This is a genomic window from Pseudomonas sp. ATCC 43928, assembly GCF_005938665.2.
GTDB lineage: Bacteria > Pseudomonadota > Gammaproteobacteria > Pseudomonadales > Pseudomonadaceae > Aquipseudomonas.
The window spans coordinates 2,509,494-2,524,326 of record NZ_CP041753.1 but is presented as its reverse complement, the minus strand read 5'-3'; the positions used below and the strand labels follow the sequence as shown (position 1 = coordinate 2,524,326).

The 14,833-nt window shown below is 60.8% G+C and carries 13 protein-coding genes; all 13 read right to left on the bottom strand.

The window, feature by feature from the left end; translation table 11 throughout:
• Positions 1-20: 20 nt before the first annotated feature.
• Positions 21-581, bottom strand: a complete 561-nt coding sequence (locus FFH90_RS11565; protein WP_018928089.1) for a CvpA family protein — start codon at positions 579-581, stop codon at positions 21-23.
• 98 nt (positions 582-679) lie between these two features.
• Positions 680-1,342 (bottom strand): SPOR domain-containing protein, encoded by a 663-nt coding sequence (locus tag FFH90_RS11560; RefSeq protein WP_018928090.1) that lies wholly within the window; start codon positions 1,340-1,342, stop codon positions 680-682.
• Complete coding sequence (gene folC, locus FFH90_RS11555) at positions 1,326-2,633, bottom strand: bifunctional tetrahydrofolate synthase/dihydrofolate synthase (protein WP_138867204.1); 1,308 nt, start codon at positions 2,631-2,633, stop codon at positions 1,326-1,328. The genes FFH90_RS11560 and folC overlap by 17 nt, the downstream gene beginning before the upstream one ends.
• Positions 2,630-3,550, bottom strand: coding sequence for an acetyl-CoA carboxylase, carboxyltransferase subunit beta (gene accD / locus FFH90_RS11550; RefSeq protein ID WP_007935172.1), 921 nt, complete (start codon positions 3,548-3,550; stop codon positions 2,630-2,632). Before accD ends, folC begins: the two co-directional genes overlap by 4 nt.
• A gap of 212 nt (positions 3,551-3,762) precedes the next feature.
• A complete protein-coding gene (locus tag FFH90_RS11545) occupies positions 3,763-4,395 on the bottom strand; it encodes a phosphoribosylanthranilate isomerase (protein WP_018928092.1) in 633 nt (210 codons plus the stop codon).
• 63 nt (positions 4,396-4,458) lie between these two features.
• The gene (truA, locus tag FFH90_RS11540; protein WP_018928093.1) at positions 4,459-5,283 is read right to left on the bottom strand and encodes a tRNA pseudouridine(38-40) synthase TruA; all 825 of its coding nucleotides are present in this window, start codon (positions 5,281-5,283) and stop codon (positions 4,459-4,461) included.
• Between the two features lie 196 nt (positions 5,284-5,479).
• The gene (locus FFH90_RS11535) at positions 5,480-8,119 is read right to left on the bottom strand and encodes a FimV/HubP family polar landmark protein (RefSeq protein WP_138867203.1); all 2,640 of its coding nucleotides are present in this window, start codon (positions 8,117-8,119) and stop codon (positions 5,480-5,482) included.
• Positions 8,120-8,327: 208 nt separating this feature from the next.
• Positions 8,328-9,338 (bottom strand): aspartate-semialdehyde dehydrogenase, encoded by a 1,011-nt coding sequence (locus FFH90_RS11530; protein WP_019582121.1) that lies wholly within the window; start codon positions 9,336-9,338, stop codon positions 8,328-8,330.
• Positions 9,339-9,470: 132 nt separating this feature from the next.
• Positions 9,471-10,583 carry an aspartate-semialdehyde dehydrogenase gene (asd, locus tag FFH90_RS11525; RefSeq protein ID WP_007935182.1) on the bottom strand — a complete coding sequence of 371 codons (1,113 nt, stop codon included), beginning with the start codon at positions 10,581-10,583 and terminating at the stop codon, positions 9,471-9,473.
• A gap of 68 nt (positions 10,584-10,651) precedes the next feature.
• A complete protein-coding gene (gene leuB, locus FFH90_RS11520; RefSeq protein WP_064616990.1) occupies positions 10,652-11,734 on the bottom strand; it encodes a 3-isopropylmalate dehydrogenase in 1,083 nt (360 codons plus the stop codon).
• A gap of 51 nt (positions 11,735-11,785) precedes the next feature.
• Positions 11,786-12,553, bottom strand: coding sequence for a class I SAM-dependent methyltransferase (locus FFH90_RS11515; RefSeq protein WP_138867202.1), 768 nt, complete (start codon positions 12,551-12,553; stop codon positions 11,786-11,788).
• 87 nt (positions 12,554-12,640) lie between these two features.
• The gene (gene leuD / locus FFH90_RS11510; protein WP_018928097.1) at positions 12,641-13,285 is read right to left on the bottom strand and encodes a 3-isopropylmalate dehydratase small subunit; all 645 of its coding nucleotides are present in this window, start codon (positions 13,283-13,285) and stop codon (positions 12,641-12,643) included.
• Between the two features lie 11 nt (positions 13,286-13,296).
• Complete coding sequence (leuC, locus tag FFH90_RS11505; protein ID WP_018928098.1) at positions 13,297-14,715, bottom strand: 3-isopropylmalate dehydratase large subunit; 1,419 nt, start codon at positions 14,713-14,715, stop codon at positions 13,297-13,299.
• Positions 14,716-14,833: the final 118 nt, after the last annotated feature.

Here is a 14,833-nt window from a genome sequence, read left to right as displayed (position 1 = left end):
GGATCTGAACTGAACACAACTCACTGAGGCGTTTTGGCCGTCGGCAAGAGGTGCTCCTTGAACGGAATATCAGCGGGTACGCTGATTCCGCTGGCAAGCCACTGACTGCTCCACCCGAGGATCAGGTTTTTGGACCAGTCTGCGACCAATAGAAATTTTGGCACGAGCTGTGACTCTTTCCACCACTCGTCCTGCTGTACCGGCCCCAGGCTCAACAGCCCGACCGCCACGACCACCAGCAACACGCCACGCGCACCGCCAAAAGCCATGCCGAGGAATCGATCGGTCCCGGATAGCCCGGTGACGCGAACCAACTCGCCGATAAGATAATTGATCATTGCGCCTACGATTAGAGTGGCGACAAACATGATGGCACAGCCCGTGATCACACGAGCCGACGGCGTAGCAATATATCCGCCCAGGTACTCGGACAATGAACCACCGAACATCCAGGCAACGACTCCTGCGATGATCCAGGTCAGCAGCGAGAGTGCTTCCTTGACGAAGCCGCGGCTCAGACTGATCAAAGCGGAGATGGCGATGATTGCAACGATCGCCCAGTCAACCCAGGTAAATGGCACAGTGCAGCCTACAGACAGATGAGGCGGCGCATTTTAGCAGAGCCCATGGCTGTCGGTAAGCTGAGATTGTCAGTGCTTTTCAAATCGGGGTGATAGATTTAGCCGCGCTCAGGCTGGAAACGCACCACAAAACCCTTGAGGTTCTGCTGGCGACTCAACAAATCACGCAGACGATCGGCTTCCGCACGCTCGATCAGCGGCCCGACGAACACTCGATTCTTGCCATCGGCGGAGCGAATGTAGGCGTTATAGCCTTGGCTGCGCAGGGTTTTCTGCAAACTTTCAGCACTCTCACGGCTCGCCAGGCTGGCCAGTTGCACCGACCAGCTGACCGACAGGCCATTGGCATCGACGCGACTTGGAGTAGCGACCGGCTTGGTCGGTGCAACCGCGATTGGCTGGGCAGGTGCCGGTACAGGCTTGGCAACTGGCGCTGCTGGCGGCGCGACTGGCTTGGCAGCCGGCGGCGCTGGCGCTACGGGAGCCGTTGGTGCAATCGGTGCCGACGGCGCTTGCTGCTCGGCAATTTCGTCGTCGCTTGGCACAGGCTCTTGCGGCAATGCCTGTGGTTCAGGCACCGCGACCGGCTCGATCTGCACTTGCGGTAACGAGGAGGCATGCGGTGCGGCAGGCGCGTCGACCCTTACCTGGCGCTGTTCGTCCTGACGGGAAAACAGCATCGGCAAGAAAATCACCGCCAGCGCCACCAGCACCAAGGCACCGACCATGCGCTGCTTGTACGCCTTATCCAGCAAAGCCATTTGCCGCTTCCTCCGTGGAGCGCCGGGCCAGCCACTCAAGGGCCTCGGCGACACAATAAAATGATCCGAATAACAGAATCTCGTCGTCGCTCGTCGCCTGCGCGCACTGCCCTTCCAGGGCAGCGGCCACGCTGTCATAGGACGTAACCGAGGCGCCAAGGTTCTGCAACGCTGCGTGCAACTGAGCTACCGGCCGTGCCCGCGGCGAATCCAGCGGCGCGACGGCCCAATGCTGGACACTAGCATTCAATTCACCGACAACACCATTCAGGTCCTTGTCCACCAACAACCCGAACACCGCCAGACGCTTGCCGGCCAGCGGTCGACTGGCCAGACGCCGAGCCAGATATTCTGCCGCGTGAGGGTTGTGCCCCACGTCCAGCAGCAGATTCAGACGCTTGCCCTGCCAGTCGAACTGCCGACGATCAAGACGACCGACGATCCGCGTCGCTTTCAACGCTTCAATAATCTGCGCATCCACCCAAGGCAAACCGAGCAGAAGGTAAGCCTGCAACGCCAGTGCAGCGTTTTCCATCGGCAGATCGAGCAATGGCAGATCGTGCAATTCGACCGCACGCCCTTGAGCATCAACGCCGCGCCATTGCCAGTTGTAATCGGTGATACCGAGGTCGAAATCGCGCCCACGCAGGAAAAACGGGCAATTGAGCTCGCGCGCCTTATCCAGCAGAGGTTGAGGAGGATTCAGATCGCCGCACAGTGCAGGAGCGCCCTGGCGGAAGATTCCGGCCTTTTCGAAGGCCACGGATTCGCGGGTATCACCCAGGTAATCCGCATGGTCGACACCAATGCTGGTGACGAGCGCGATATCGGCATCCACCACGTTGACCGTGTCCAGGCGCCCGCCCAGGCCGACTTCCAGCACCACTGCATCGAGACCGGCCTGTTGAAACAGCCAGAACGCCGCCAGGGTGCCCATTTCGAAGTAAGTCAGGGATGTTTCGCCGCGACCCGCCTCGACCGCGGCAAAGGCTTCGCACAGCTGCGTGTCAGTGGCTTCGACACCATTGACCTGCACCCGCTCGTTGTAACGCAGCAGGTGCGGAGAATTGTAGACCCCCACGTTCAGGCCCTGCGACCGCAGCAATGAAGCCACGAATGCGCAGGTAGACCCTTTGCCGTTGGTGCCGGTGACCGTGATCACCCGAGGCGCCGGCTTGCCCAGCCCCATGCGGGACGCTACCTGTTGCGAACGCTCCAACCCCATGTCGATGGCCGAAGGATGCAACTGTTCAAGGTAGGCGAGCCACTCGCCAAGGGTGCGCTCGATCATAGGTTCGCAGGTACCGGTGGGACCACGATCGGCTCGACTGGCGCGGCGACGAATTTAGGCGTCGGCTTGCCGGTCAGTTGCGCCAACAGGTTGCCCAGACGGGGACGCAGCTCCTGACGAGGGATGATCATGTCGATCGCGCCGTGCTCCAGCAGGAACTCGCTGCGCTGGAAGCCTTCCGGCAGTTTTTCACGAACGGTTTGTTCGATCACGCGCGGACCGGCGAAACCGATCAGGGCTTTCGGCTCACCGACGATCACGTCGCCGAGCATCGCCAGACTGGCGGAAACACCGCCGTAGACCGGGTCGGTCAGCACCGAGATGAACGGAATGCCTTCTTCGCGCAGACGTGCCAGCACCGCGGAGGTCTTGGCCATTTGCATCAGGGAGATCAGCGCTTCCTGCATCCGTGCACCGCCGGAAGCGGAGAAGCAGATCATCGGGCAACGGTTTTCCAGGGCGTAGTTGGCGGCGCGCACAAAGCGCTCACCGACGATGGCACCCATCGAGCCACCCATGAAGGAGAATTCGAAAGCCGACACCACGACCGGCATGCCCAGCAAGGTGCCGCTCATGGAGATCAGTGCGTCTTTTTCGCCGGTCTGCTTTTGTGCAGCGGTCAGGCGATCCTTGTACTTCTTGCCGTCACGGAATTTCAGACGGTCAACCGGCTCCAGGTCCGCGCCCAGTTCGGCACGACCTTCAGCGTCGAGGAAGATGTCGATGCGCGCGCGTGCGCCGATACGCATGTGGTGGTTGCACTTGGGGCAAACGTCCAGGGTCTTTTCCAGCTCCGGACGATACAGCACCGCCTCGCAAGACGGGCATTTGTGCCACAGACCTTCAGGCACCGAGCTCTTCTTGACCTCGGAACGCATGATCGAAGGGATCAGTTTGTCTACTAACCAGTTGCTCATGCTTTCTTTCTCCAGTACCGGCGGCCCGAACGCTCTGGTTCGCAGCCCCGCGTATGCCCTTGAGCTAAATTCATATGTGTAGCGATGATCGATGGATTGCCGGGTCAGCGAGACGCTGACCTGCGTACGACCCAAAAATTCTCAGCCATGCCTGCTTTGTGCAGGTGCACCTCTTTTGTACAGAGCAGTGGACGGCGGCAGTCTGCCAGCCGTCACATCAACGACGTGCTACCGCGTACCGCTTTGATGAATGCCTGAATCTTTGCGTGATCCTTGATGCCCTTGCTCGCCTCTACCCCTCCGCTGACGTCCACCGCGTAAGGCCGAACCCGGGCAATCGCCTCGGCGACGTTATCTGGCGTCAAGCCACCCGCCAGGATGATCGGCTTGCTCAAGCCTTGCGGTATCAGTGACCAATCGAAGGCTTCACCGGTTCCACCAGGAACACCTTCGACATAGGCGTCGAGCAAAATACCGCTGGCACTTGGGTATGCGTCACAAGCTGCCGCGATGTCATCACCGGCCTTGACCCGCAATGCCTTGATGTACGGTCGGTGCCAGCCTTCGCAATCAGCGGCGGTTTCGTCGCCATGGAACTGCAACAGGTCCAGTGGCACGGCATCGAGGATTTCCCCCAACTCGCAACGGCTGGCGTTGACGAACAAACCCACGGTGGTCACGAACGGCGGCAAGGCCTTGATGATCGCCCTCGCCTGCTGGAACGTCACGGCCCGCGGGCTTTTGGCGTAGAACACAAATCCGATGGCATCGGCCCCGGCCTCAACCGCCGCCAACGCATCCTCTATGCGGGTAATCCCACAAATTTTGCTGCGAACGGCCGACATGTCGATAGAACCTCAGGGCAATTGCGGGAAAGTCCCGGATGGTATCAAAAGCGTTCGAAGGCGTCAGCCGTCAAGTTCCGAGAAGCCGGTGAGGAAGTGTGGGCCGATGTAACGCTCGGGCAATTCGAACTCGTCGCGATACTCGACCTGCACCAGATACAGACCAAACGGATGAGCCGTCACCCCACCGGAACGGCGAATACGACTCTCCAGCACCTCTTTCATCCACTCCACGGGACGCTCGCCAGCACCGATAGTCATCAAGACGCCTGCGATGTTGCGCACCATGTGGTGCAGGAACGCACTGGCACGGATATCCAGCACGATCATTTTGCCATGGCGGGTAACGCGCAGGTGATGCAGCTCCTTGATCGGCGACTTGGCCTGGCACTGGCCGGCGCGGAAAGCACTGAAGTCGTGGGTGCCGACCAGATACTGGGCGGCCTCGGACATGCGCTCAACGTCCAGCGGGCGGTGGTTCCAGGTGATTTCTTCGTTCAGGTGCGCCGGGCGGATCTGATCGTTGTAGATCACGTAGCGATAGCGCCGGGCGATGGCTTTGAACCGCGCATGGAAATGCGCCGGCATGACCTTGGCCCAGCTGACGCTGATGTCATGCGGCAAGTTGATGTTGGCACCCATGACCCAGGCCTTCATCGAGCGCTCTACCTGGGTGTCGAAATGCACCACTTGGCCGCAAGCATGCACACCGGCGTCAGTGCGCCCAGCGCAATGCAGCGACACGGGTGAGTCGGCGACTTTGGACAAGGCCTTTTCAAGAAGCTCCTGCACCGTGTCCACACCGGAGGCCTGACGTTGCCAGCCGCGATAACGCGAACCTTTGTATTCAACGCCCAACGCGATCCGGAAAAAGCCGTCGGCCGCCATTTCGGCGGCCGGATTATCTATATTTGCCAAGGGGTGACAGCCTGCTGATCTACGCAAAGGCAGGCATTATAAGGCCGCCGGACCGGGATGCCAGTGTAACTGTGACACGGCGTTGAATGTACCAACCCCATCGCACCCCCCAAACAAAAACGGCAGCCTGGATGGGCTGCCGTTTTGTTTAAGCCTTACCGACGATTCACGCCAGACGCGAGAGCATTTCCTTGGCTTCGCTCTTCTGCCCCGCATCGCCCTCGGTCACCACCTCATTGAGGATGTCCCGAGCACCGTCATTGTCGCCCATGTCGATGTAGGCCTGGGCCAGGTCGAGTTTGGTGGCGACTTCGTCAGCACCAGAGAGGAAATCGAGCTCGTCATCTGACGCGGCCAACGCATCTTCCTCGGTGAAGCTTGGCTCGCCGAGGCTCTGGGACAAACGATCCAGCTCGGCATTGACGTCGTTGAGTTCGTTTTCAAAGGCGTCAGGCTTACCCGGGGCGGCGTCCATTTCATCGGCCAGCGACAGATCGAAATCAGCCGGCAACTCCAGATCGTCGAGCGGCGCCTCAGTCACCGTTGGCGCCTCAGTGACGGTCGGCACTTCAGCGACAGGCAAGTCCTTGAGGTCGTCATCCAGGCTCAGCAGGAAGTCGTCTTCAGCCAGAGTCTCCGGGGAAGCATCGCCGCCCAGATCCATGTCCAGGTCAAAGTCCGACAGGTCGTCGAGGCTTTCCTTGATTTCAGTCTGTTGTTGCAACACCGACTCAAAGCTCAGGTCGTCGTCCAGCGGAAACTCATCCAGCTCAGCCAGAGACTCTGGTTCTGGCTCAGGCTGTGGCTGCGGTGCTGGCTCGACTGCAACCGCAGGCGTGATCGGAGTAGCCGCTTCCAGATCGTCGAGACTCAGATCGAAAGCACTGTCAAAGTCAGCCAATGCCGGTTCCGGGGCTTGCGGCTCGTCCAGCAGCAGGTCCTTGACGTACTGTGCGTCCAGCTCGGCGGCGACAGCTGCGGCGGCCAGACCGCCCACCGCCGCGACCACCATGGCCGGGAAGCGGCTTTTCAGCTGTTCGACCCGGGCGAAGTTGTCGCCGTTGGCCACCAGTTGACGCTCCTGAGCGACGAACGCATCGCGATCGCCCTGCTGACCGTAGACTTCCATCAGCTTCAGGCGCAGGTCGCTGCGTTGCGGCTCTTGCTTGATAGCGTCTTCCAGCAGCGCGGCAGCCTGATTCAGGCGACCAGCCGCGATGTGCGACTGAGCCTGGGCCAAGACGTCGTCAGAGCGTTCGGCGGCAGGCGCAACCAACGGTGCAGCGATCGGTGGCGTCATCACAACCGGGGCAATCACCGGGGCCGGTGCAGGTGCAGGCGTTGGTGCGGTCGCGAGTTTCACGCTTGGCGGCGGGACTTCCAGACCTTCGAAGCTGCTTTCCGGCAGGTCGAGGTCGGCGGAGAACTCTTGCTCCTCAGCCAAGGCACGGGCCATGCGCAGATGTTTTTCTGCTTCTTGCTGAGCTTTGCGGCGACGGGCCAGCAACAGCAGCAAGAGCAGCAGAACCACTGCACCGCCACCCACCAGACCCAGCAGGATCGGGTTGGTCAGCAGTTCGTTGAATTTCTGCTCGTCGGACGCCACAGGCGTCGGCTCGACGGCTGGCGCCGGAACGACTTCCGGCGCAGGAGCCGCCGGAGTCACCTCAACAGGCGTTGCCGCCGGGCTGGCTGCCAGCTCGGCCGACATCGCCGGAGCGGTCGTAGCCGCCGGTGCGCCCGCGCCGCCTTCGGCTTGCAGCTTGGCCAACTGATTATTCTTCAGTTCGATCAGGCGCTGCAGCTTGTCCAGCTGGCTTTGCAGGTCGTTCATGCGGCTTTTCAGTTCAGCGTTGTCACGGCGAGCCGTGTCGAGGCTTTCCTGGGTCACGGCCAGCTTGTTGCTCAAGGCTTTCGCATCACCGGTGGCACCTTTGCCACGGCCCTTGCCGGTGTCGGCAGAGACCAGGCTCAGCTTGTCCGTGGCGACTTGCGACGAAGCGCCGTCACCGCGAGCACGCTTGGTGGCGTCGAGTTGCTGCTGCCCGCTTCCAGGCTTCGCCACATAGCGACGACCGTGGCGCCATGCAGAGTTCTGCGCCGCGACTTCAGCGATGGCCTTGGGTTGCGGCAGGCTGGCGCTTTGCACCTGATCCGGCAGACGCAGCACCTGGCCGGCTTTCAGCCGGTTGATGTTGCCGTCGATAAAGGCATCCGGGTTCAGCGCCTGGATGGCCAGCATGGTTTGCTGGATCGATCCACCGTTACGCGCCTTCGCGGCGATTTCCCATAAGGTATCGCGCGATGTGGTGGTGTATTGCGTCGATTTGGTCGCGCCGGTGACTGGCGCGGTCACCGCCTGGGCTGGCGCCGGTTGCGCGGCGGCATCGGCGGTTTGCGGCGAGAATTTGGACGGATCGAGCAGCACGCTGTAATCACGCAGCAGACGACCGCTTGGCCACATCACCTGAACCAGGAATTTCACCATCGGTTCGGACAGCGGTTTGCTGGAGGTGATGCGCAGGATGCTTTTGCCGCTGGCGTTAAGCACCGGCGTGAAAGTCAGGTCGTTGAGGAACGCCTGACGATCGACACCGGCCTTGGCGAAATCTTCGGGCGAGGCCAGGCTCGGCACCACTTCGGCAGCCGTGAGGTCCTTGACGTCGAGCAACTCGATTTCTGCTACCAGAGGCTGGTTCAGCGTCGATTTCAGGGTCAATTCCCCAAGCCCGAGGGCATGCGCCATACCGGAGGACAGCGCCGAGGCGGCCGCTATTGCTAACACCAGTTTGCGAACTTGAACCATAGCCTCATCCTTTGTTTGAACATTCCTCGGCCAGCGAGAAGGTGTTGATTGCCGCTGCCGTAAGGCGTTGCGCGCGACGGCGAAGGGTCGTCGCGCGCGATCGTTTCATTCATGCGACGAAAGCCCTGCGGGATGGCTCGCCTCAAGCATTCCAGCCAAACATGGTGTTCGGCTGGAACCACTAGAAAAAATTGTTGCCAAGTATCTTTTACAGCAGGTCTTTTATCAACAATTCAGCCACCTGCACAGCATTGAGCGCGGCGCCTTTGCGTACGTTATCTGACGTCAGCCACACGTTAAGTTCCGCCGGGTCGTCGATCCCGCTGCGAACCCGACCAACGTAAACCACGTCCTGCCCTACCGCATCACCTACCGGAGTCGGGTAATCGCCCGCCTCGACCAGCTCGATACCGGGCGCCGCTTCCAGTGCCGCGTTGACTTTCGCCAGGTCGACAGCGCTCGATGACTGCAAGGTCACGCTATAGCTATCGCCAAAAAACACCGGGGCTTGAATGCAAGTGACGGAAATCTTTAATAAAGGCAGCGACAAGACCTGACGCAGCTCGCGCACCAGACGCTTTTCCAGCAACGTGTGGCCCTGAGCATCGGGCGCACCGACTTGCGCCAACAGGTTAAAAGCCATCTGCCGATCGAAGAATGCCGGTTCCAGCGGACGCACGTTGAGCAGTTCGGCGGTTTGCCGGGCCAGCTCACTGACCGCTTCGCGGCCCTGGGCTGAGACCGCCAGGCACGCCGTCAGGCTGATGCGTTGCAGGTCGAGCAAATCGAGCAGCGGCGCCAGCACCACCGCCAGCGCTGTCGCCGAAGGGCTTGGGCTGCTGACCTGGAAGGGCTTTTTCAGGCCGGCAAGAATTGCAGCATTGGCCTCGGGCACCACTTGCGGCGCCTGATCGGCCGGCAACGCGCCGGACAGGTCGATCAGCGAGCAACCGGCGGCCGTAGCGCGCGGGGCGAAACTGAGGGTCACCGCCGGGCCGGCGGCGAAGAACACCAACTGGACTTTGCTGAAGTCGAACTCATCGACTTCGCGCACCCGCACGTTCTTGCCGCGAAACGGCACCGAGTGTCCGGCCGATTCACTGCTCGCCAGCAGGTGCAGATTGCCGACCGGAAAGTCGCGCTCTTCGAGAATCTGGACGAGTGTTTCGCCGACAGTACCGGTGGCGCCGATCACGGCAATATCGAAGGACTGGCTCATGGTTCTACCTCTGGCGAAACGGGGGGAGCGGCACTTTACCGGGTGGTTGGTGGTGAGGCAATTCACGCCATCGGTGGACAAAAAAAACCCGCACCTCTTTCAAGGCACGGGTTCTTTCATTGCATCAATCGATCAACGCTCAAGCAGGATCCGCAGCATGCGACGCAGCGGCTCGGCCGCGCCCCACAGCAGTTGGTCGCCGACGGTGAAGGCACCGACGAATTGCGAACCCATGTTCAGCTTGCGCAGACGACCGACCGGCACGTTCAGGGTGCCGGTGACTTTCGTCGGGCTCAGCTCCTGCATGCTGATCTCACGGTTGTTCGGCACCAGCTTGACCCAAGGGTTGTGCTGGCTGATCAGCCCTTCGATATCAGCGATCGGCACGTCTTTGTTCAGCTTGATGGTCAGCGCCTGGCTGTGGCAACGCATGGCGCCGATGCGCACGCAGATACCGTCCACCGGGATCGGGCTCTTGAAGCGACCGAGGATTTTGTTGGTTTCGGCCTGGGCCTTCCACTCTTCACGGCTCTGGCCGTTCGGCAGTTCCTTGTCGATCCATGGGATCAGGCTGCCGGCCAGCGGTACGCCAAAGTTTTCGGTCGGGTACGCGTCGCTGCGCATGGCTTCGGCAACACGGCGGTCGATGTCGAGGATGGCGCTGGCCGGATCGGCCAGTTGATCGGCGACAGCGCCGTGGGTCACACCCATTTGCTTGATCAGCTCACGCATGTGCTGCGCGCCGCCACCAGAGGCCGCCTGATAGGTCATGGCGCTCATCCACTCCACCAGACCGGCTTCGAACAGGCCACCCAAGCCCATCAGCATCAGGCTGACGGTGCAGTTGCCGCCGATGTAGTTCTTGGTGCCCGCGTCGAGCTGCTGGTCGATAACCTTGCGGTTCACCGGGTCCAGCACGATCACCGCGTCATCCTGCATGCGCAGGCTGGAAGCGGCGTCGATCCAGTAACCCTGCCAGCCGGCTTCGCGCAGCTTCGGGAACACTTCGCTGGTGTAGTCGCCACCCTGGCAGGTCAGAATCACGTCGAGGGTTTTCAGCTCTTCAATGCTGTAAGCGTCCTTGAGCGGAGCAATGTCCTTGCCCACGGACGGGCCTTGGCCACCGACATTGGAAGTGGTGAAAAACACCGGCTCGATAAGATCGAAATCCTGCTCTTCCAGCATCCGCTGCATGAGCACGGAACCGACCATGCCGCGCCAACCGATCAGACCTACACGTTTCATCGCAACTACACCTTCTTGAAAAGTGGGCCGCTGCTTTCAAGGTTGAAAATTGCAGCGGGCCAGAGAGATTACAGATTCCGCAGCGCGGCGACTACTGCGTCGCCCATTTCCTGCGTACCGACCTTGGTGCAACCAGCCGACCAGATGTCTCCCGTACGCAGACCCTGATCCAAAACCAGGCTCACGGCCTTCTCGATGGCATCGGCCGCATCCTGCAGATTGAAGCTGTAACGCAGCATCATCGACACCGACAAAATGGTCGCCAACGGGTTGGCAATGCCCTTGCCAGCGATGTCTGGCGCCGAACCGTGGCACGGCTCGTACATGCCTTTGTTGTTGGCATCCAGCGACGCCGACGGCAGCATGCCGATGGAACCGGTGAGCATCGACGCTTCGTCGGAAAGAATGTCGCCGAACAGGTTGTCGGTGACGATCACGTCGAACTGCTTCGGCGCACGCACCAGTTGCATGGCGGCGTTGTCGACGTACATGTGGCTCAGTTCGACGTCCGGGTAGTCCTTGGCCACTTGCTCGACGATTTCACGCCACAGCTGGCTGGAGGCCAGCACGTTGGCCTTGTCCACCGAGCACAGCTTCTTGCCGCGCACGCGGGCCATGTCGAAACCGACACGGGCGATACGGCGGATTTCAGTTTCGCTGTATGGCAGCGTGTCGTAGGCCTGACGCTCGCCGCTCTCCAGTTCGCGCACGCCACGTGGCGCACCGAAGTAGATACCGCCGGTCAGTTCACGGACGATCAGGATGTCCAGGCCGGCAACGATTTCTGCCTTCAGGCTGGAAGCCTCGGCCAGTTGCGGGTACAGGATCGCCGGACGCAGGTTGCCGAACAGGCCCAGTTGCGCACGGATTTTCAGCAGACCGCGCTCAGGGCGGATGTCACGCTCGATGGTGTCCCATTTCGGGCCGCCCACGGCGCCCAGCAGCACAGCATCGGCTGCGCGTGCACGGGCCAGGGTCTCATCGGCCAGCGGCACGCCGTGCTTGTCGATGGCGGCGCCACCGATCACGTCATGGCTCAGTTCGAAGCCCAGGCTGTACTTGTCGTTCGCCAGCTCCAGCACCTTGACCGCTTCGGCCATGATTTCCGGGCCAATACCGTCGCCTGGGAGAATCAGAATCTGCTTGCTCATGCTTTCCTCATGTCATCAGTCGGCGCGCCCTGAGGCGCGCCCGGAAAAATTCTATCGTTCAGCCATCAGCACCAGCACATCGGTGCTGAACGAACCATCGGCTTCAATCTCAAAATATTCGCGCACCTCGTTGCCCATCGATTGCTGCAACTCGAGGATCGCCGCGCGCATCACCTGCGGCGTACGCATGCGCTCGACCCAGGAGGTGTACTCCAGGCGCAACCGTTGACGCGTGGTGCTGCGGGTATGCAACCCGGCTTCGCTGACCTGACGCAACCACTCGCCCGCAGAATAATCGCGCACGTGGCTGGTGTCGCGCAGCACTTCGACGCTTTGCAGGTAAGTGTCGAACAACGGGCTGCCCGGCGACAACACATCGATGAACGCCGCCACCCCGCCCGGCTTCAGCACCCGGCGAACTTCGCGCAGGGCCACGCCGAGGTCGCTCCAATGGTGCGCCGAATAGCGGCTGAAGACGAAGTCGAACTCGCCATCGGTGAACGGCAGACGCTCGGCGGCGCCGTTGACCGTGGTCACATTACTCAAACCCCGGTCGACAGCGGCGGCGGCGACCACATCGAGCATCTGCTGGGACAGGTCGTAAGCGACTACTTCCCTGACCAGCGAGGCCACATGAAAACTCACATGACCGGCGCCGCAACCCAGGTCCAGTACCCGGGCATCGCCCTGCCCCGCCAGTTCAGCCTGTAGCAGCGCGAACTCGGTGCCTTGAGCGTGTACGGCGCTGCTCAGATAGGCCGAGGCCTGTTCACCGAATTGTTTTTGGACTACCTGGCTGTGCTGCGCGGTGCTGGTCATCGGGACTTCCTTTTTAGGTTTAACCTTGCGCTGTCTGGGCCTGCCCGCGAAGAGGCCGGCCCTGATTACATCGATTCCAGATCAATCTCAGGCGTCGCGAAACAACCATGGCTGGCTCGCGCGGTGCTTGGCTTCAAACGTGGCAATCGCCTCGTGATCCTGCAAAGTCAGGCCGATATCGTCCAGGCCATTGAGCAGGCAGTGCTTACGGAAGGCATCGATCTCGAAACTCAGCACTTTGCCGTCCGGACGGGTCACGGTCTGGGCCTGCAAATCGATCTGCAACTGGTAGCCCGGGTTCGCTTCAACCTGCTTGAACAGCTCATCGACTTCAGCGTCGCTCAAGATGATCGGCAACAAGCCGTTCTTGAAGCTGTTGTTGAAGAAGATGTCGGCGTAGCTCGGCGCGATGATGCTGCGGAAACCGTACTCTTCCAGTGCCCACGGCGCGTGCTCGCGGCTGGAGCCGCAACCGAAGTTCTCGCGGGCCAGCAACACGCTGGCGCCTTGATAACGCTCGGCGTTGAGGACGAAGTCCTTGTTCAGCGGGCGCTTGGAGTTGTCCTGATACGGCTGGCCAACGTCCAGATAACGCCACTCATCGAACAGGTTCGGACCGAAACCGGTGCGTTTGATCGACTTCAAGAACTGCTTCGGGATGATCTGGTCGGTGTCGACGTTGGCACGATCCAAAGGCGCGACAAGACCAGTGTGCTGGGTAAAAGCTTTCATGCTGCGCTCCTTTAGATCAATTCACGGACGTCGACGAAACGACCGTTCACAGCGGCGGCGGCGGCCATGGCCGGGCTGACGAGGTGGGTACGACCACCGGCGCCCTGACGGCCTTCGAAGTTACGGTTGGAGGTCGACGCGCAATGCTCGCCCGACTCCAAACGGTCCGGATTCATCGCCAGGCACATCGAGCAGCCAGGCTCACGCCATTCAAAACCGGCCTCGATAAAAATCTTGTCCAGGCCTTCGGATTCGGCCTGAGCCTTCACCAACCCCGAACCCGGCACCACGATGGCCTGCTTGATGGTCGAAGCCACTTTGCGGCCCTTGGCGATCACGGCGGCGGCGCGCAGGTCTTCGATCCGCGAGTTGGTGCAGGAACCGATGAATACACGGTCCAACTGAATGTCGGTGATCGCCTGATTGGCGGTCAAACCCATGTATTTCAAGGCGCGTTCGATGGAATCGCGCTTGACCAGGTCCATTTCCTTGGCCGGATCCGGTACGTTCTGATCCACGGCCAACACCATCTCAGGCGAGGTGCCCCAGCTGACTTGCGGCTTGATCTGAGAGGCATCGAGCTCGACGATGGTGTCGAACTTGGCATCGGCGTCGGAGACCAGGTCTTTCCAGGCTTCGACGGCCAAATCCCATTCCGCGCCCTTCGGAGCAAATGGACGGCCCTTGACGTAAGCCACGGTTTTTTCGTCCGCGGCCACCAGGCCAACACGGGCGCCGGCTTCGATGGACATGTTGCAGATGGTCATGCGGCCTTCAACGGACAGGTCGCGAATCGCGCTACCGGCGAATTCGATGGCGTGGCCATTACCGCCGGCGGTGCCGATCTTGCCGATCACGGCGAGGACGATGTCCTTGGCAGTCACGCCGAACGGCAATTTGCCCTCGACCAACACCAGCATGTTCTTCATTTTCTTGGCGACCAGGCACTGAGTGGCGAGCACGTGCTCGACCTCGGAGGTGCCGATACCGTGAGCCAGGGCACCGAATGCGCCGTGGGTCGAGGTGTGGGAGTCGCCGCAGACCACGGTCATGCCCGGCAAGGTGGCGCCCTGCTCCGGGCCGATGACGTGGACGATGCCTTGGCGGACGTCATTCATCTTGAATTCGACGATGCCGTATTCGTCACAGTTATCGTCGAGGGTCTGAACCTGCAAACGCGAGACCTGGTCGACGATCGCTTCGATGCCGCCCTTGCGCTCCGGGGTGGTCGGTACGTTGTGGTCCGGGGTCGCGATGTTGGCATCGATGCGCCAAGGCTTGCGCCCGGCCAGACGCAGGCCTTCGAAGGCTTGCGGCGAGGTCACTTCATGGATGATGTGACGATCGATGTAGATCAGCGCAGAGCCATCGTCGCGCTGCTTGACCAAATGCGAATCCCAGAGCTTGTCGTAGAGCGTTTTGCCGGCCATCAGACGGTTTCCTCATCAGCTTGTTTCTATGCCCCGGATCTTGAGTAATTCAATAACCCCTTGGCTTGTGAGGTCGATCCTAGGGGGTTACATTAAATAACTCAAATTCATATTTTTT

Bases quoted from the DNA above. Each gene is read 5' to 3' on its own strand.
- FFH90_RS11560 (WP_018928090.1), bottom strand. From the start codon at position 1,342: ATGGCTTTGCTGGATAAGGCGTACAAGCAGCGCATGGTCGGTGCCTTG.
- folC (WP_138867204.1), bottom strand. From the start codon at position 2,633: ATGATCGAGCGCACCCTTGGCGAGTGGCTCGCCTACCTTGAACAGTTG.
- accD (WP_007935172.1), bottom strand. From the start codon at position 3,550: ATGAGCAACTGGTTAGTAGACAAACTGATCCCTTCGATCATGCGTTCC.
- FFH90_RS11545 (WP_018928092.1), bottom strand. From the start codon at position 4,395: ATGTCGGCCGTTCGCAGCAAAATTTGTGGGATTACCCGCATAGAGGAT.
- truA (WP_018928093.1), bottom strand. From the start codon at position 5,283: ATGGCGGCCGACGGCTTTTTCCGGATCGCGTTGGGCGTTGAATACAAA.
- FFH90_RS11535 (WP_138867203.1), bottom strand. From the start codon at position 8,119: ATGGTTCAAGTTCGCAAACTGGTGTTAGCAATAGCGGCCGCCTCGGCG.
- FFH90_RS11530 (WP_019582121.1), bottom strand. From the start codon at position 9,338: ATGAGCCAGTCCTTCGATATTGCCGTGATCGGCGCCACCGGTACTGTC.
- asd (WP_007935182.1), bottom strand. From the start codon at position 10,583: ATGAAACGTGTAGGTCTGATCGGTTGGCGCGGCATGGTCGGTTCCGTG.
- leuB (WP_064616990.1), bottom strand. From the start codon at position 11,734: ATGAGCAAGCAGATTCTGATTCTCCCAGGCGACGGTATTGGCCCGGAA.
- FFH90_RS11515 (WP_138867202.1), bottom strand. From the start codon at position 12,553: ATGACCAGCACCGCGCAGCACAGCCAGGTAGTCCAAAAACAATTCGGT.
- leuD (WP_018928097.1), bottom strand. From the start codon at position 13,285: ATGAAAGCTTTTACCCAGCACACTGGTCTTGTCGCGCCTTTGGATCGT.
- leuC (WP_018928098.1), bottom strand. From the start codon at position 14,715: ATGGCCGGCAAAACGCTCTACGACAAGCTCTGGGATTCGCATTTGGTC.